We start from the raw sequence: 16,837 nt of genomic DNA on the forward strand, positions 1-16,837 counted from the left end.
AATTGGGGATTTTGAATTTGTTTGGGGGATTTTCTTAGGTAAAAAGAGTATAGACATCAAGGCAACTAGCTGGGCCATCGACTAGCCAGCTTCCAGCGTATTGACCGAAATGAGCTTCAGATTTAAGTTCAGGATGAGATTCAGAATACCGTGCAAATGCGCGTCGTCTTTTATGACCACCTGCAGAATGGTCTGATTATCCTGATACCGGATGGTCATTCCGTCAAAGCAGTCTTCCCATTTTGGGTCGAGGTGTTCCTGTATTTTCAATTCGGTTAAGCCCTTCATAGTGATCGTTAATTGGATTCAAAAGTAGGGGTGCCCCAAAACGAAAAAACCACCCGCGCGGGTGGTTTCAGAGGGTGAATTTTAAGGAATAAAGCCATAGCTTTAGCCAATGCAAGTACTTAGTAGCAATCCGCACGTGCCGGTTTATTCGTTGGAGCCGGACGAGGTAACTGGCAGCAACCAGTTTAGAGTGTATAATTTTGAAGGCAGTTTACCTACCGAGTCCGATCTGCTTATACCGCACCGAAAGAATCATTACCTGGTTGTGTTTATCAGGCGAGCGGGTAGCCGTCATTGGATTGACATGACACCTTATGTCATTAAAGACAACACGATTTACTTTTCGGGCCCCAATCAGATCATCGTAAAGGAAGGATATGAACAGTTATGGAGCACAGGAATTGCGTTTACGGAGGAGTTCCTGGCATTGCAGGAAAATGCGTCAATAAGCAAGCTGCCGCTGATTCAAAATCCGCATAACGGCCATGCATTACAGCTTACGGAGGCTGATATTGATTTTGTAGAGGATATGCTGACCCGGATCAATACTGAGAATCAGCATCCTAGCGACTGGCAGCAACGCATGCTGAGTGCTTACCTGACTGTACTGCTTACCTATTTGAGCCGGTTATATACAGAGCAATTTACGGGTAACGATACCTCAGTCGATACGCTATTACTAAAGAAGTTTCAGGCGAAAATCAACGAATACTTCCGCGAATTGCATGAAGTGAGTGATTATGCGTCAATGCTTCATATTTCTGCCGGGCATTTGAGCGAGGTCGTGAAAACACAAAGTGGCAAACCAGCCATCAAACATATCCATGAGCGACTGGTGCTGGAAGCCCGGCGGTTGCTTTTTCATACGCCCCATTCGCTGAAGGAAATTGCCTTTGATCTCGGTTTTTCGGAGGCTTCTTATTTCAACCGTTTCTTCAAACGCGAAACCGGCGTCACCCCTGCCGACTACCGGGCTACCATCCGTAAAATGTACCAGTAATGCCGAAAAATGTGTTTCAGTCGAGCGTAGATTCCGCGGTAGCTTTGCACCGTTAACAACTAACAGGATGAAAACAGTACTGATAACAGGCGCAAACAAAAGCATTGGCTTTGAAACAGCCAGGCAATTACTACAGCAAGGGTATTATGTATACCTGGGCAGTCGGGATATACAAAAAGGCCAGCAGGCCGTTAGCCAGCTACAGGCCGAGGGGTTAACTCAGGTAGAGCCTATAGCGATCGATGTAGATGACATTGACTCGATAAAGGCGGCCCGCGACGTACTTGGGCAAAAAACTACCGTGCTGGACGTACTGATTAATAATGCGGGTATCGCCGGTGGTTTTCCGCAGACTTCATTAGAAACGAATATCAGCGTATTTAAGCAGGTATTCGAAACCAATTTTTTTGGCGTCATTGAAGTTACACAGGCGTTCATAGACCTGCTGAAGCAATCGCCCGAACCCAGAATCGTTAACGTTACTTCAGGCCTGGGTTCGCTCACGTTGCATAACGATCCTTCCTGGAAGTATTACCAGGTTAAGGGGGCCGTTTATGTTTCGTCTAAAGCGGCCCTCAATGCCTATACTATTGTGCTGGCTTATGACTTACGCGATACGGCCTTTAAGGTAAATGCCGTTGACCCAGGCTATACCGCCACCGATTTTAACCACCATAGCGGCCCCGGAACCGTGCCCGATGCCGCAGCCAGGGTTGTAAAAGCGGCTACGTTAGGATCAGACGGCCCGACCGGCCAATTCTTTAGCGACGACAATTCGCCTGAAACAGGGATTAGCCCCTGGTAAACGTGCGTCTGGTAACGATACCGAGGATAAAGCATCCTCGGTATTTTTGAAGACAGATCTACATGTAACCTCAAATAAGGCTCTTTAAGGTGAGACGAATGAATCTACATGTCATGGTTCTTAAATTGGGCGTTTTTTATTCCCTGACTAAGCCATCGTGTAGTACTACATTTGCTGCTCTCAATGAACAATAACGAATTTGGCACAAAGCCGCACTATAAGCTATTAGATGGACTTCGGGGGGTAGCCGCTATTATCGTGGTATGCTTTCACCTTACCGAGTCGCTTGCCAGCAGTCACCTTGACAATGTTGTCAACCACGGGTATCTGGCCGTTGATTTTTTCTTTCTCCTGTCCGGCTTTGTCATTGGGTATGCCTATGACGACCGATGGGACAAATTAACCATCAGCGGCTTTCTTCGGCGCCGGTTCGAGCGGCTGCACCCACTTGTTGTGTTGGGCATGACGCTCGGTGCCCTAGGCTTTTACTGGACCGACTCAACGATATGGCCGCTTATTCATACGGTTCCAGTATGGAAGCTGATCGTCGTTATGCTGATTGGCTATACGCTTATACCCATACCCCTTTCTATGGATATACGCGGCTGGCAAGAAATGCACCCGCTCAATAGCGTTGGCTGGTCCTTATTTTTCGAGTATGTCGTTAATATTCTGTACGCCCTGGGTTTACGGAAATTATCGAATAAAGCATTGGCTTGTTTGGTCGTACTGGCAGGTGCCGTGCTATTGCAGTTTGCGGTTACTAACCCCAACGGAGATGTTACCGGCGGCTGGACACTCAATGCTGAACACATGCGCATTGGGACAATACGTACCCTATTCCCGTTTTTTGCCGGTCTGCTTTTATCGCGGGTAGCGCGACCTGCCTCTATCAAACATGCTTTTGTATGGTGTAGCCTGCTGGTTGCGGTTGTTTTGCTTATGCCGAGAATAGGCGGTGCAGACCGTCTTTGGATGAATGGGTTGTATGAAGCTTTTTGCATCATTATTGTCTTTCCACTCATTGTCTATATCGGTGCCAGTGGTGTGGTGCACAATCAAATGGAAGATAAAATCTGTACGTTCCTGGGCAATCTTTCGTATCCCTTGTACATGACCCATTACGTGCTTGTTTATTTTTACGTAGCCTGGGTCAGCAACCACAAGGGCATTACGTTATGGCAGGCCTGGCCCTATGCCCTGCTCACCTTTTCAGGCGCTATGGTGCTGGCTTATGGCAGTTTAAGGTTGTACGATGAACCAGTAAGGGCCTGGCTGCGCAAAAAGCGGCTGGCAAGTTGACCGAGATGGAGCTGCACCAGCGGGACAGCAGCGAATTGCTACAACGATCAGTTGTAGCTCAAAAAGGCCGCCATAAAAAAGGGGGTTACGGCGACCGTACACGAACAAGAACGCAGCGTAGAAAAGCATCAACCAAGGGCTGCGGTCGACCGAGGGGATGCCTGTCGTTCGCCCAAATGCCTTTCTTGTTAGCAGCGGAACTCAGACCGCTACTCGGAAAGTGCTGTTGCGGTTACCCCAAACTCCTTTTTAAACGCAAAGGAAAAATGCGACAGATCTTCAAAGCCCAGATCCTGATAAATCTCGGTTACTTTTTGCCCCTTTTCTTCAATCAGGAAACGGGCTTCCTGCAACCGCCGTTTCACCAGCCAACGATTGGGCGTTTCATCAAAGATGGTTTTGAAGTCTCTCTTGAAGGCGGACAAACTGCGCCCCGTCAGAAAGGCAAAGCGTTCCAGCGTTACGTTGAATTTATAATTCCGTTGCATAAACGCTTCCAGGTCTACCCGACCGGGAACCCCATAATCAAATAATATACCGGACAAGTCGGGATGCAAGTCCAGCAGGATCAGCAACAATTCCTCTCTTTTTACATCAGAAAACGTGGTGCTGATCGCCCCAGAACCCGTGTAATATGGCTCCAGCGACAACAAAAAGTTGTTGATCAATTTGTCTTTTTTAAGCCGAATAAAAGCATCCTTAGAGGGGTGCTTCTGAAGGGGTACGGTGTACCTTTTCTGGAAGTTTTTCAAAAAGGATTCATCAAAAAAGAGGATGACTTTTTCGAACTCGTTATCCACTTTCACTTTGTTGTAGCGGGCCAGTCTGTTTTTGCGAACCAGACAGCTTTCACCGGCTTTAAGGATATATTGTTTGTTGCCGTCATACCCGTTCATGATCCCTTTGACCAGAAAGACAAAGAAATGTTCGGCAATGAATTGCTCGGGAGAGAGCGCAGGGCCAATAAAACACGATTTTAGTTCGGTAATTCTCATGACTTTGCCTGCAATTTTATATCCTGTACGTCTAAAATGGATTTATCATACCCTCTGGACACGCAATGAATCATGGCCAGACCTACTTCCCGCATGGTACAGGTCCAATTCGGCAGGAGGGATAGCCATACTGGATAAAACGCTTCAAAAACCCGGTAAATCAGCCGTACGTTCTGTTGTCCTTTGACCGGCTTCATAAATCCGGGGCGAAACGCATACACGGCTTTAAAGGGTAATTTCAGCAACGCATTTTCGGTTCGCCCTTTTACTCTAGCCCACATGACCTTTCCCTGCCCGGTGCTATCAGTACGATTTCCAGAGACATAGATAAAGGTCATAGCAGGATTGATGTTGGAAAGCATTTGGGCAAACGGAACCACAAAATCATAGGTCTTTTTGGTAAACGATTCCTCATTTTCACCAACCGAACTGGCACCCGCACAGAAAAAGCAAGCATCATAGTTTTTCAGATGCTCACTATACTTTTTGATTTCTGAAAAATCGGTTACGATTAGCTCGACCAGTTTTTTGTGTTTACGGGCCAGTGGCTTTCTGTTAATGATAAGTACCTCGGTAACTGTGGGGTTTTCCAGACAAACCAGCAAAACCCCTTCGCCTACTAATCCGGTAGCCCCCGTAATGATTAGTCTCATGGTTGTTTAGTTGACAATACCTAATTTGATTAAACTAGTGGCAGTCGCTACAATGGCTTCTTCGGTAGAACGAGGCTTCCAGCCTAATCGGGTAATGGCTTTTTCGCTGCTGGCTTGTTTGACCATGCCCAAATAAGGGATAACCGCTTTCAATTTCGGATTGAATCGGGCCAATAGTTTAATGAGCCAATTCGGCAATTCTCGGGTTGGCACTTTCGCTGCTTTTTGACCCAGATTTTTCCGCAGCACATTCGCTATGTCCAAAACCGAATACCCTTCTCCGGCAACGGCGATAAAGCGTTGTCCGTTTGCCTGAGGCAGGGTCATGGCTTTCAGATGCAGGTCGGCAACATCCCGCACATCCACGTAGCCCGAAATTAGTTTAGGACAGGCTTTTATCTCCCCATTCAGCATTTGTTTAATCGTGTGAATGGAATGTGAAAAATCGCTTGATAAAACGGGACCCAACACACCTGTGGGATTGACTACAGCCAGCTCCATACCAGCGCCTTCTTCTTTTATAAACGCCCAGGCTGCTTTTTCAGAAATCGTTTTTGACCGTTGATAAGGCGCCACGCTGTCATTCAGCACCGTCCAGTCTTCCTCCGTGTAGGGCGTAGTTTTTACCGTACCCATACCCACTGCACCAAACGCCGACGTGAGCACCACGCGCTTGACGCCCGCTTTTTTGGCCGCACGCAAAACGAATAGCACGCCGTTTTTTGCCGGGATAACGAAATCGTCATCGGTTTTTGCCTCCGTAAGTGGAGTTGGCGAAGCTACGTGAATCACATACTGGCAACCTACGATTGCTTTTTCCCAGCTCGATTCATTCTCTAAATCGGCTTCGACAAAGGTTAAATCGTCAACTGAGTTAAGTCCCCCTTCTTTCAGCATTTGTTTTACCAGTTCAGCTTTTTTAAGCGAGCGCAGCGTGACTCTTACGTTATACCCATTTCTGAGCAAGGCGATGATGCAATAGGAGGCAATAAATCCCGAACCTCCCGAGACCAATACAGTTTGTTTATTTTCCATTTCCGAATTGAACTATTGATCGTGCAAAGTTCAAGCAGGAAATGCGATTAGAGTTTGTTTAAAAGTCCAAACTAGTTTGTTAAAAAGGCCAATTATTTCTAGAGTAGTGCTTATGATGCAGCGGTATAATCATAACATTGACTGGCCACGGAGGGCTATTTGCAGTTTGATACCTTCTAACAAAATCAGCCCCAACTGGAGACGAAGGAATATTCATACATCTGCTTCTTCAATCGGGCGTTTCAAGAACCAGCTATACCTATTATTTCTGATCCACCTTCTTTTTGAAGTTGGTAATGGTCGTTCCATCACACCGATACACCCCATCATAGGCCCCAAACCAAATACGGCCATCAGTAGCTTGTAAAATCCCAAAAAGGTTTAGTGATTGGGCTATTTCAGTTACAGCTGGTTTTTTATCAGACAAGGACTTTTCGTCATAACGAAAAAGTCCAAACCTTCCAGGAGCAATCTGCGAAATAGTCCAGATGTTTCCTTTCTTATCCTCAAAGACACGAAGAATAGGATTCTGGGTGAATTGGGTAATTGTACCGCTGTCAAAGCGCCAAAGGCCATTCCCACCACCAAGCCATATAGTCCCTTTTCTGTCTTCGATTATCGACCAAATATCCCCAAAAGAGGTACCCTTATGGCTGAAAAAGGAAAAGGTTTTGCCATCATACACGTAGGTATAGCCCCTGGTGCCAAACCATAATTTTCCTGTTTTGTCTTCAAGAATAGCATTAACGTCATTAGTGGAAAGTCCTCCTTCTATTGTAAAATTTCGAAACGATTTTCCATCGTAGCGGCTTACACCTCCGTTGGTACCGAACCAGATAGTACCGGCTTTATCTTCATAAATAGTAGAAACCTGGTTATTAGCAAGCCCCTGCTCTGTTGTAACGTGTTGAAAGGACTTCCCATCGTAATAATAAACACCTGAGCCATACGTACCGAACCAAAAATTTCCGTTTCTATCTTCTACCATCGAAAAGAAGCGGTCTGAACTCAGGTTAGTGGTGATGTTGGTGAACGATTTTCCATCGTACCTTATAATACCTTCGTTTGAAGCAAGCCAAATGTTGCCCTTTCGATCTTGCTTGATGGTACGAACTGACGTGGTAGGCCCGTGGTACTTGATCGTGTCTTTTGGGAGGTCAATTTTGTTTTGTCCTTTACAGGGAGTGCAGACAAACACCAACAAAAAAGCACATACGGGTGCGTATTTCATCCCTATTTATTTTTATTAATTGCTTCAACAAACCTACTCGTTTTTGTGCTGAGCGTTTGTTAAGGGCTTGTTAACGAGATGAAAAACACGCCAGGAGTGCACTATTACTAGCTGACCCCCATAAGAAGTAACCGACTTTGTGAAATCAATCAACGGCTAAGCCATTTATACCGCCCAGTTACCTATAAGCCCGTTACTTTTGGTTCAGCAAGAGGATCGTAGTTACTTTAAGCCAACTTAATTCTAAACAGCTAGTCCTTTTATGGAGCACCCCTACTCGATTGATTCCCTACAAGCAGCCCAATCCGACATGAGCAGGACTCTCTGGACCCTAGATATGGGCAACAACTATATAAGTAGTTTTTAAGCCTCGGTTTCTTCTTGCCTAAAAGAAAGCAAGTATGAACGCTCTTGGCTATTGCACACTCTTTCTCCTGGTTGGTGCCGGATGCACCAGGCAGCCTATGCTCTCCGCCAGCAGCCCATTCAATGTGACCAGTAGGCTCAACGACTCTATCTGGTATGGTACCGGTGAACTGCTACGTATAAAGGAACCGACGCAACAGCTCGACGATGTCCGGCAGTTGAATCTGCTGGTCTTCACGGATATTGATTATCCGGGTAAGGGTGATGGGCCAAATCCAACTACGACTACTGGCTGCGTGACTGGCGACTGCACCCGAACTCAGATATTGGCACTTTACAACATTCCTCTGAAAAAAGGCCGCACTACCATAGCCAGGCTAAATCGGCACAATACGCAAAAAAACGAACCAGCTAACCTTTCGTACGTGGGCAATTCCGGTGGATTGCAGAAACGCTATATCGACAAGGGTGGAAAGCCTAGCTGGGTCAGGCTGACGAGGATCGATAAAGCAACCGGTATGGTAGAGGGGCGATTTGTCATTACCTTCCATGAGGATATGAGTGTATATAACAGGATTGAAAACGGCATGCCAGAAACGGCCCGGTTCAACAGCGGCTTGTTCCGCATTAAAATCAAGAATGTAGTCTTGAAATAACCAGGCTACCTTGCCCTGCCAGTTATGCCCTGTAACTCTTTACAAAATGGAGCAAGTCTACAGCCCCTATTCGCTCTTCAGAACATCAACCGGATTACTTTTTGCGGCTTTCATCGTCTGCGATCCAATCAGCAGGAAGGCGATTACCAATACCACCAGCAAGCCGATCAACAACTCAACCATCTGCACGGGTGTGTGATATGGGAAACGGGTAAGTACCCCATTTTCGAAGAAAAGGTAGGTTACGGGCAGCGCGATAAGGGCCGATAACGCCAGTTGTAGAAGAAAACCGCGGCTCAGTAGATAGACCAGGTTACCAGCACTGGCACCCATCACTTTGCGGATACTGATCTCCTTCAGCCGGGTTTCGGTCGTGAACGCCACCATGCCAAACAAGCCCATCGATGCGATTGACATAGCGAGTAAGGAAAGGAAGCCAATAATCTTGATCAGAACAGAAAATTCACTGTAGGCTTCTTCGATGGCTTCGTCATAGAATTCAGCCTGAAAGGGATGAACACGATCCATTTTCTTCCAGGCCGACTCGATCTTAGCTCGGGTCGCCAGCATGTCCCGGCTTTGTATTTTGGCATTAATGACTGCTCTGTCGGTAGGTGTCCAGAACATGAAGGCTACCGGCCCAACGAGGTTATCGACTTTTCCATAATGAAAGTCTTTCATGACGCCAACAATGGTCATTTTACGGTCATGTACGTTGAAATTACTGAAGGTAATTTCCTTGCCAATTGCTTTCTCGGGGTCGTTAGTACCCATGTTAAATCGCTTTAAGAACTGCTGGTTAACAATCACTTCGCTGACCGCTTCGGCCGTAGTGGGTCGTGCCCTGAAATTACCTCCGGCAATGAGCTTGTATTCATGCAGAGCCAGGTAATTTTCATCGACGTTGTTGGTCATGACCAGCGCCGAGTCGCGCGTATCGTTGTATTTCATATAACCACCCCAGGCGTTCCCCACGCTGGTGATTATTAACGAGCGGGATAGGGCCGTTACTTCGGGCATCTCACTCAGTTCCTTCATAAACGCGTCGGGTTTATTTCCCTGCATCGTAATGTTGAGGATGTTTTCGGTATTGAATCCCAGGTCGAAGGCGAGGATGTTTTTATACTGAACATAGCCAATGGCAGTTGTGGTTATAAAGATCAGGGTGAATGTGTATTGAATTACTACCAGAGCGCGTCGGAGGGTTAAGTGTTTAAAAACGCTCACCGACCGATATACTGGAGCAGACACATTTCGGAGCGCATTGATCGCACTGACTTTAGAAAAGAAGAGGGCCGGTAATAAACCAGCAATAACGCCTACGGTGACCGAAAAAACGATAAAGGCCAGGACCATAGCCGGACTAAGCTCGAGCTTCACCGTGCGCTGCATCTCCGGGGCCAGGTTTATCAGTTGCGGGCGCAATACCAGAAATAGCAGGAAAGAAAGAAGAAGGGCTGCCAGGGAGATCATGATTGCCTCCACCAGGAACTGCTGCCATACCTGGCTCTTTCCAGCCCCGATCGCTTTGCGAAGACCGACTTCCTTAAAACGGCGCATAGCTCGTGCCATCGACAGATTGGTATAGTTAAAACAGGCTGACAGGATCACAACGAGTGCCAGCCCGCCGAGTATCCAAAGCACAACCGGAGGCATATGAGGGCCTACCGAGCCAGCGCCCCCCTCAGAACGGCGGAGGCTCTCGCCAACTACGATCTGATATAAAGGCAGCAGCTCAAGTTGGATCTTCGTGTTTTCATCAGCGCGATTTTCCTCCTCGGCAAGGACATCGAGCTGCGACTGGATCGACGCTACGTTGGTCGAGGCAGGCAGCCGGAGGTACACGTAATTTGAGGGTATGCTTGCCCATTTTTCGGCGTTGTTCTTATTGAGTTGCTCGGCAGTTGAGAGCGAAACCAGGGCTTCGAAGTTGATGTGCGAAAAGAACGGAACATCCTTCATGACGCCGGTTACCTGGTAATCGAGTGTATCGAACCGGATTGCCTTGCCCAGTGCCGATTGGTTACCGAACAGTTTTCTGGCGGCCGTTTCCGTAAGAACGATCGAATAAGGATCTTTCAGGGCCGTCTCGGGATTGCCTTCCAGCATCGGAAAAGTAAAGATGCTGAAGAAGGATGGCTCCGTCCAGAAGCCCTTGATCGGGAGCGTGTTTTCGCCAACCTTCGCATCCTTCGAAAAGTCGTTGCGCACAATAGCTACGTCGTCAATGCCGGACACGTTCTGTCGGATACGTTTTCCTGTCTTTATGGATGTGGTGGCAAACTTGCCCCTCTGTTCACCATTGGTAGTCAGCACGTTGGTGATGCGATAGATACGGTCCCCATTCTGGTGGAACCTATCGTAGGAATGCAGGTCGAACAGGAAGGCGATCAGCAGTAACCCGACGGACATACTGATGGCAAGGCCAACAATATTGATGAACGAGAACAGCTTGTTGCGCATTAAGTTGCGTCGCGATGTTTTGATGTAGCTTCCGATCATGATCCATCCATTTAGTGATGCACTTTTTTCCTGCGGCAAGAATACGAAGGGTGGTTAAGCTGAATGAAAAAATGATGTGAACCTGGCTAAAAATGGGATGAATGATACGTGTGTTAATCACAACTTTTCCTGACAATGGAAAGCATTTGGATGGATTCGCCAGGCCGACGATTTAGCCGAGGTACCCAACTTCTACATCATTCGTCATTCAACACACATTTGGCCTAACCCACAATCTGGTAAAATCGCGTTTAGGAGTAACGTTCTGAGAACAAAGTATGCTTGGTATGTTGCTTATAACTCACTAAGGAACGTGAGCATCTTCAATAGCTCTACTGAAACGAATTAGGCGACTGGAGCGGTCGTTTGGAATTTATGGAAACAAGAACCGGCCATCGGCTGTCGATTGTGCTGGCCGTTTAATCTCAATAAACGAGCATTTTCGTGAGACTCTGTTGAGCTTTGGTAACAGCCACAGCTGGTCAGCCTTGCTAGCTAGAAGTGGATACCAACTATCCGCTTTTTGTTCCTTTTGTCCTTTTAACTAATTCTGTGCTGATCAGACGGCTAGTTTTAGCCATCAATTAATTAAGCTAACAATTTATAGTAAAACTGTTACTAATAATCGATGAATAGCTTAGATATCTTGATTTTGGTACTGCTGGTACTAACTACGGTCTATACAATAGTCGCTTCTAATCGGGCCAATGGCGTACTCCCCCTCTCAATTAGCTTATTGGCCCTGTTAGTCGTGATCCAATTTTTTTGGAAAGGGTTCTATTGGCAATACATTCCCACCTATTGGCTAATCTGTTTGTTGATACTCATCGTCTATGTTAACTCAGCATTATATCGAAAACTTCAGCACATTAGCTTGGGGGTGTTCCTGGTTGTTGCCTTAATGCCTTGGAGTATTTTTTTACCGGTTCCTACTTTGCCGGAGCCTTTAGGCAAGTATGCCGTTGGCACCCAAGTGTTTCGCTGGGTAGATTCATCAAGAACTGAACAAATAACGGAAGACCCATTTGACAAACGAAATGTCATTGTTCAAGCCTGGTATCCAGCCCAGGGGGACGGAAAAGGTAGCCACTCCCTTTATCTGGATGGGTTGCCTCATTTACCCCCAAAGGTGAGTGTTCTACCGAGCTTTTTATTGGACCACTACGATCAAATTGACACCTATGCGGTAGGGAATGCAACACCACTCAACGCACCGAGAAAATGGCCTGTTGTGCTTTTTCTACCGGGCTATGGAGCCGCGCGCGCGTTTTACACGAGCCTTGTCGTTGGCCTGGCCAGTCATGGCTACGTGGTTCTCAGTATGGATCATCCCTATGAAGCCGCTATTACTCAACTGGCTAATGGTAAACTGGCCACCACCATTGAAAACTTTCAACCGGATGCTCCAGACCGACTTGGCTTTATGAAGAATCGGCTCGACATTCGCGTGGCCGATGTGCAGTTCGTACTCAATCAATTAGAAAATAAAAAATCTTCTGCTACTACCTTCTTCCCTTCACTTGACCTGAATCGGATTTGTATCGCTGGTCATTCCTTAGGGGGTGCCACGGGTGGTGCTGCGATGGCTCATGATTCACGAATTAAAGCCGCAGTCAACATCGATGGCACCTTGTACGGGGGATTGCCCAAATCGAGGGGCTCTCGTCCTTTTCTATTGATAGAAAGTAATAAAGGTGAACCAGGTCGTTTCGCCCGATACGAAGCCGGCAATCAATTGTTATTCAAGCAATTTGGCGGTGGGTATCGCTACGAGCTGGAAGACGCCGATCATTACAGTTTTACGGATGTGCCACTCCTGTTAGCCCCTCCTGCCCGCTTTTTGGCCGGGCACCTCTTCAGCCTTGGTCAAGTCTCGACAAAAACGCATATGGCGACCATCAGCCTATTAGACGCGTTTTTTGATCATACGTTAAGGGGTAATCCGTCCCAGCTTGAGGCCGTTGCCAACCGCTATGCGGGTATTGTGCGGAAACAAGTTGCTCCCTAAGGTTTACTCAAGCGCCAAGCTATACAGGCCTGTTTCATTTCGTTGACGCCACTTCCATCCATCGGCTTTGGCTTTAAAAAATACTCAGCGTTTAGCGGGCTAAGCGGACGATGTCTGTCTCCCCAATTTTTACTAGCCTGTTTTCGTACTTGCCCGGAAAGTATGAAAATAGGTTGTGTCACGTAAAACGCCCAATTTAAGAAGCAAACACATGTAAACTCGTTCGTCTCATTCGGGAGGGTTTTGTGAGAGCCAGTTGAACCTGAGCAGATTGTTCTCAGCAGCTTCAACGAGTTTTTTCAATTCGCAACTAGTTAATTAAACAACTAGTTGTTTGGCTATTTCCAACTCCTTGCCTCTTTGTGGGTCTTTATAGTGAAACACCTGACAACCTTATACATGCGGCTTTTTAGCAAGGATTCCTTCTGCTTTATTTTACTTTTTTCGGTTGCTTTTTCATGCACTACTGAAAAGGAAGACTGTGGATGTAGTGGCTCAGCATACCGTACCCTTGAGAAATTGCAAGCCAGATACACCGGTGAGGGCACCTTCGTTGTTGCCGATTCAATAACAGGTTTGCTGCGCCTGTATGCTTGTGATGTGGATACTACCTAGGAAGTAAGTAAGGATACAACCCGTTGGAATTACACCATCTCGGGTAATGTTAAAAGAACCTGCCTAGGTCCCCATCCTGAATTAAGACTACCTTCTCCAGGTGGGCCCATCCAGATCACCTATCTCAAAAAGAGGTAAGCACCAGGGCCGCCAAGCTATGAGCCGCCTTACTGGATTGTAGCTTGGCGGCAATTATATATGATTTTGCCTTCCAACTGGTTGCGTCGATCTCATAAAAACTTCCTACTCACGGATGGACAGATTTCAGCAGTTTCCATAAAGAGCCTTTTTGCGAGACTTGTGTGCCAGTGATTTTACAACAGTATGATGTTGGTCATACGTTTGTAAAATTGGCCTGTTTCGTGATAAACTTCCCAAAGTACGGAACGCCACCTCAGTTATATTTTGTCGATTGTAGGCTTTAGGTAAACATATTGTAGATTATACAACAGAAAAACTTACGCTTCACGTTATTCACCAAAGTTGATAGCTCTAAATCTTGATATGAAAATTATTTTAACCTTAGTGTTCTTAATCACCCTTTCAGGTTTGTCGGCATTCGGTCGTTCAACTGCCTTTAGTAATAAGCCAGATTCTGTTCCCACTCAACAACGATTTCACGTTAAGCTCGCTTCGGATACTAGCCCAAATCAACAGCAGTGGGCGACTGTATTTTTCTATCCATCTAAAAGTCGATCAGGTAATGAAATCCGTTTACCCCTCGGTGTAAATCAAACGACCATTCGGCTCAGTTCAGGGGATCGAGTGCTTCAAGTCGATGAGGATTACGTTTTTGTTCCGAATGCCAATCGCATCCGAGTTTTGGACGAAGATGCCCTGACATCACAGCAGCCTATAAGGATTACTTACGAAGGAGTAGCCAAACCAGCTCACAAAGGGTTAAGATTAGGTTACAGGCGGCCGTAGGTTAACATATACGCACTTATACAACAGAAAAATGGAACTCTCCAATCTTTATTCCTCTGTAAATCGGCAACTTGAAAAGCTTGCATTTTTAGTTGAAGCTAGTGAGGGAGTTTATGGTCTATATGAGTTTTTGCTTACTATCGGCTACTACGATTTTCTGACAATTGTAGGAAAGTATGCTATTGCTTATGATCTATTAAAAGAACTGCTGCTAGAGGATTTAATAGTACTTGAAGAATTTACTGATCCTGATTTAAAGCAGAAAATTAGAAATGTTGAGCTAACCGAAGTTGAATTAATACTAAATCAGCCCTTCTCTTGGTACACTAGTAGTAGACCGATGTATTCAGTTGCGATTACGGCAAAAGGTGAAGCGTATATCGAAGCAGCCAACGAGATTGACCTTAAAAAGCTCGAACGTCGATTTTTATATAATGACGGCAAATAGTATTTTTCCTTAATCCTCTCATTTTGTTTTTAACCTGTTTCCTTCCCTTTTTCACATAACATAAAAATAGTTATAGAACTACCCTATAGAAAGTACAATATTTGGCTCTTAACTGATATGAATAGTAATTAGATTTTAGTTAGAGCTAGTCAGCGAGCATAATGGTAAAAATGGGGAGCTATCGCTTCAAATAGTCTATACTGGGAGGGATTGGCCATATCATCTTCCTCATACAATATGCCTTCTTCGTCATACCACCAGGAGGCTTCCTGCCAACGGTAGGTGATGACTTTATACGTAATTTCTACGTATACTACATGGGTTGTCTTCATCGCGGCTGTGATCTGATAAACCCGGGTACTATCCAGGTGCTGAGGGGCAAGTAACGAGTCGAGGGATGAAAACTTATGTTCACTGCTTGCTTCATCTGATTGGTAGATCCCGTGTTCTCGGTCGCTGCCGAACGTTCGCTTAGCCAAATTAATGGCTAACTTATCAATGACTATATACTCCTTCTTGGGTTGCACCACAATATCCCTGGTATGATCGAGCTGATAGACGAGCTGGTGGAGGTGTTGGAACGCTTGGCTGTGCACGAGTTCCTGACTATCCACTCTTGGTATGCTGGGTAGTAGAAAGAAGATAAAAATAAGAAGGGGTACAGTCAGCAAGCAGAGCAGAGCAATGCCCATTGCTTTTAAAGCGATCACGAATATTTTCAAGATGGTAGGATTAAGACAAAGTGCAAAATGACTATAACCTTCGCATTAATCGCGTTTTGTATTTATTAAAGGGTAGTTCTATAACTATTTTTATTTAAAGAGAATATGCCAAGAATCAAGGCTGTTTATCCTGTTCTTCTATTCTAACAAAAATGCTAATTAATTCAGAAACTGTGGCCTATAGCAAGACCGAGCCAAGGCCCGAATCGGTCGATAGTTTCTCCGCTTAATTCAATAATAGGAGTAAAACCAGTTCGTAGCATTAAGCCACCTGTTGGTTTTTGATAACGGTAGCTTAGACGAGGAACAGCAACTAGCAAATTCTTTCTTAAACTGATTGGAGAAGCTTCAATATTACCTCTTGTAACACCCGTTATACCAATGCCAAAATCACCATGATGACTACCTTTTCCTATCAAAGCGAACAGCTCGCCAGTTAAGGTCAGATTTGTAGGACTGTTTCCAAAATAGGAAATACCTACCCGAAATCCGTAAGCCTGTTTTTCTTTTAAGAGCAACAGTCTCTCGTAATTAACGGAGTAAAAACCGCCTGATCCTAAGCCCTCCACATAAATGGTATTACGTGATCTAAACAGGTCTTTTTCGGTTGTCTTCTGAGATAGCCCAATTAATGGTAAGCACAGGTAGAGAAGAAATAAAGAATGTCTCATAGTCAATTAGCTTAGCAAGTACAGTTACTGCCGTTGTTAGCAGCAAAGTATGTTTTAAGTCACTGAAATCGAAAGCGATTAACAGTATTTAACGTACGTGAACACTTCCTATCTCTGTCGTATAAGTGCCAATATGTTTACCTAAAGCCTACAACCGACAAATTATAACCCAAGTGGCGGATTTTGTACGAAACGGCAAAGCGACCCAATGCTTACTTTATCCGGCCCGCTCACAGCATCAACAAGAATTTTCCCCAGCCTACCGGCTTTCCTCGCGGGACAAAATTCTTGTTGACCCTGATCGCTTAAAGCAGGAATTTCTGCATTCATGCTATAATCCGGTTAGGTTTGCTTCATAGAAGATCAAGCAGAACAGAGAGTAAAATTATTTTTCTGGTAATTTGTGGTGTTCTTTGATAAAATGAATAATTAACAATAAGACATAGGTTTCCTGATCGTCATGACACATATAATCACCATCGAAACCAGCAGTGAAAATGACTTTGCCCTATTCAAGGGCTTGGCAGATCGGTTGGGCCTTTATACCGAAGAAGCACATGTCGATAGGGATAGTTTAACCGAAGCCGAAACCTTGCGTCTGTTGGAGTAAGTT

At 45.6% G+C, this 16,837-nt stretch carries 16 protein-coding genes; 8 read left to right on the forward strand and 8 right to left on the reverse strand.

The features are described from left to right. Positions 1 to 81: 81 nt before the first annotated feature. Positions 82 to 288: a hypothetical protein gene (locus EXU85_RS21805; protein WP_142774119.1), complete on the reverse strand. Its 207-nt coding sequence runs from the start codon at positions 286 to 288 to the stop codon at positions 82 to 84. A gap of 109 nt (positions 289 to 397) precedes the next feature. Between EXU85_RS21805 and EXU85_RS21810 the strand changes: the two genes are divergently transcribed. From EXU85_RS21810 to EXU85_RS21820, 3 genes are all read left to right on the forward strand, one after another. After that, positions 398 to 1,288 (forward strand): helix-turn-helix transcriptional regulator, encoded by an 891-nt coding sequence (locus EXU85_RS21810; RefSeq protein WP_142774120.1) that lies wholly within the window; start codon positions 398 to 400, stop codon positions 1,286 to 1,288. A gap of 67 nt (positions 1,289 to 1,355) precedes the next feature. Then, entirely contained in the window at positions 1,356 to 2,093 is a 738-nt protein-coding gene (locus EXU85_RS21815) for an SDR family oxidoreductase (RefSeq protein ID WP_142774121.1), read from the forward strand. A gap of 183 nt (positions 2,094 to 2,276) precedes the next feature. After that, complete coding sequence (locus tag EXU85_RS21820; RefSeq protein ID WP_142774122.1) at positions 2,277 to 3,395, forward strand: acyltransferase; 1,119 nt, start codon at positions 2,277 to 2,279, stop codon at positions 3,393 to 3,395. A 209-nt stretch (positions 3,396 to 3,604) separates the two neighbouring features. On the opposite strand, the gene EXU85_RS21825 is transcribed toward EXU85_RS21820, so the two are convergent. The 4 genes from EXU85_RS21825 to EXU85_RS21840 form a co-directional block, all read right to left on the reverse strand. Next, entirely contained in the window at positions 3,605 to 4,390 is a 786-nt protein-coding gene (locus EXU85_RS21825; protein WP_142774123.1) for an AraC family transcriptional regulator, read from the reverse strand. Beyond that, a complete protein-coding gene (locus EXU85_RS21830) occupies positions 4,387 to 5,043 on the reverse strand; it encodes an NAD-dependent epimerase/dehydratase family protein (protein ID WP_142774124.1) in 657 nt (218 codons plus the stop codon). The genes EXU85_RS21825 and EXU85_RS21830 overlap by 4 nt, the downstream gene beginning before the upstream one ends. Positions 5,044 to 5,049: 6 nt before the next feature. Continuing rightward, positions 5,050 to 6,078 (reverse strand): aldehyde reductase, encoded by a 1,029-nt coding sequence (locus EXU85_RS21835; protein ID WP_142774125.1) that lies wholly within the window; start codon positions 6,076 to 6,078, stop codon positions 5,050 to 5,052. A gap of 262 nt (positions 6,079 to 6,340) precedes the next feature. Beyond that, positions 6,341 to 7,309, reverse strand: a complete 969-nt coding sequence (locus EXU85_RS21840; protein ID WP_142774126.1) for a two-component regulator propeller domain-containing protein — start codon at positions 7,307 to 7,309, stop codon at positions 6,341 to 6,343. Positions 7,310 to 7,710: 401 nt separating this feature from the next. On the opposite strand from EXU85_RS21840, the gene EXU85_RS21845 reads away from it, so the two are divergent. Continuing rightward, complete coding sequence (locus EXU85_RS21845; protein WP_142774127.1) at positions 7,711 to 8,331, forward strand: hypothetical protein; 621 nt, start codon at positions 7,711 to 7,713, stop codon at positions 8,329 to 8,331. A gap of 66 nt (positions 8,332 to 8,397) precedes the next feature. Here EXU85_RS21845 and EXU85_RS21850 read toward each other — a convergent pair whose 3' ends face one another. Then, positions 8,398 to 10,833 (reverse strand): ABC transporter permease, encoded by a 2,436-nt coding sequence (locus EXU85_RS21850; protein WP_142774128.1) that lies wholly within the window; start codon positions 10,831 to 10,833, stop codon positions 8,398 to 8,400. 628 nt (positions 10,834 to 11,461) lie between these two features. Here EXU85_RS21850 and EXU85_RS21855 point away from each other — a divergent pair. The 3 genes from EXU85_RS21855 to EXU85_RS21865 all read left to right on the forward strand — a co-directional run bounded on the left by EXU85_RS21855 (position 11,462) and on the right by EXU85_RS21865 (position 14,831). Further along, on the forward strand, positions 11,462 to 12,841 hold the full coding sequence (locus EXU85_RS21855; protein ID WP_142774129.1) for an alpha/beta fold hydrolase: 1,380 nt from the start codon (positions 11,462 to 11,464) through the stop codon (positions 12,839 to 12,841). 1,119 nt (positions 12,842 to 13,960) lie between these two features. Beyond that, positions 13,961 to 14,383, forward strand: coding sequence for a hypothetical protein (locus tag EXU85_RS21860; RefSeq protein ID WP_142774130.1), 423 nt, complete (start codon positions 13,961 to 13,963; stop codon positions 14,381 to 14,383). A 31-nt stretch (positions 14,384 to 14,414) separates the two neighbouring features. Beyond that, positions 14,415 to 14,831 (forward strand): hypothetical protein, encoded by a 417-nt coding sequence (locus EXU85_RS21865; RefSeq protein WP_142774131.1) that lies wholly within the window; start codon positions 14,415 to 14,417, stop codon positions 14,829 to 14,831. 149 nt (positions 14,832 to 14,980) lie between these two features. On the opposite strand, the gene EXU85_RS21870 is transcribed toward EXU85_RS21865, so the two are convergent. After that, positions 14,981 to 15,553, reverse strand: a complete 573-nt coding sequence (locus EXU85_RS21870) for a hypothetical protein (RefSeq protein WP_142774132.1) — start codon at positions 15,551 to 15,553, stop codon at positions 14,981 to 14,983. 164 nt (positions 15,554 to 15,717) lie between these two features. After that, entirely contained in the window at positions 15,718 to 16,224 is a 507-nt protein-coding gene (locus EXU85_RS21875; protein WP_142774133.1) for a hypothetical protein, read from the reverse strand. 460 nt (positions 16,225 to 16,684) lie between these two features. On the opposite strand from EXU85_RS21875, the gene EXU85_RS35440 reads away from it, so the two are divergent. Further along, positions 16,685 to 16,834 carry a hypothetical protein gene (locus EXU85_RS35440; RefSeq protein ID WP_168207843.1) on the forward strand — a complete coding sequence of 50 codons (150 nt, stop codon included), beginning with the start codon at positions 16,685 to 16,687 and terminating at the stop codon, positions 16,832 to 16,834. Positions 16,835 to 16,837 lie beyond the last annotated feature (3 nt).

Origin of the sequence: Spirosoma sp. KCTC 42546 (assembly GCF_006965485.1) — a bacterium.
Taxonomy (GTDB): domain Bacteria; phylum Bacteroidota; class Bacteroidia; order Cytophagales; family Spirosomataceae; genus Spirosoma.

Excerpts from the sequence above, each read along its gene's own strand:
- EXU85_RS21805 (WP_142774119.1), bottom strand. The coding sequence starts at position 288 with ATGAAGGGCTTAACCGAATTGAAAATACAGGAACACCTCGACCCAAAA.
- EXU85_RS21810 (WP_142774120.1), top strand. The coding sequence starts at position 398 with ATGCAAGTACTTAGTAGCAATCCGCACGTGCCGGTTTATTCGTTGGAG.
- EXU85_RS21815 (WP_142774121.1), top strand. The coding sequence starts at position 1,356 with ATGAAAACAGTACTGATAACAGGCGCAAACAAAAGCATTGGCTTTGAA.
- EXU85_RS21820 (WP_142774122.1), top strand. The coding sequence starts at position 2,277 with ATGAACAATAACGAATTTGGCACAAAGCCGCACTATAAGCTATTAGAT.
- EXU85_RS21825 (WP_142774123.1), bottom strand. The coding sequence starts at position 4,390 with ATGAGAATTACCGAACTAAAATCGTGTTTTATTGGCCCTGCGCTCTCT.
- EXU85_RS21830 (WP_142774124.1), bottom strand. The coding sequence starts at position 5,043 with ATGAGACTAATCATTACGGGGGCTACCGGATTAGTAGGCGAAGGGGTT.
- EXU85_RS21835 (WP_142774125.1), bottom strand. The coding sequence starts at position 6,078 with ATGGAAAATAAACAAACTGTATTGGTCTCGGGAGGTTCGGGATTTATT.
- EXU85_RS21840 (WP_142774126.1), bottom strand. The coding sequence starts at position 7,309 with ATGAAATACGCACCCGTATGTGCTTTTTTGTTGGTGTTTGTCTGCACT.
- EXU85_RS21845 (WP_142774127.1), top strand. The coding sequence starts at position 7,711 with ATGAACGCTCTTGGCTATTGCACACTCTTTCTCCTGGTTGGTGCCGGA.
- EXU85_RS21850 (WP_142774128.1), bottom strand. The coding sequence starts at position 10,833 with ATGATCGGAAGCTACATCAAAACATCGCGACGCAACTTAATGCGCAAC.
- EXU85_RS21855 (WP_142774129.1), top strand. The coding sequence starts at position 11,462 with ATGAATAGCTTAGATATCTTGATTTTGGTACTGCTGGTACTAACTACG.
- EXU85_RS21860 (WP_142774130.1), top strand. The coding sequence starts at position 13,961 with ATGAAAATTATTTTAACCTTAGTGTTCTTAATCACCCTTTCAGGTTTG.
- EXU85_RS21865 (WP_142774131.1), top strand. The coding sequence starts at position 14,415 with ATGGAACTCTCCAATCTTTATTCCTCTGTAAATCGGCAACTTGAAAAG.
- EXU85_RS21875 (WP_142774133.1), bottom strand. The coding sequence starts at position 16,224 with ATGAGACATTCTTTATTTCTTCTCTACCTGTGCTTACCATTAATTGGG.
- EXU85_RS35440 (WP_168207843.1), top strand. The coding sequence starts at position 16,685 with ATGACACATATAATCACCATCGAAACCAGCAGTGAAAATGACTTTGCC.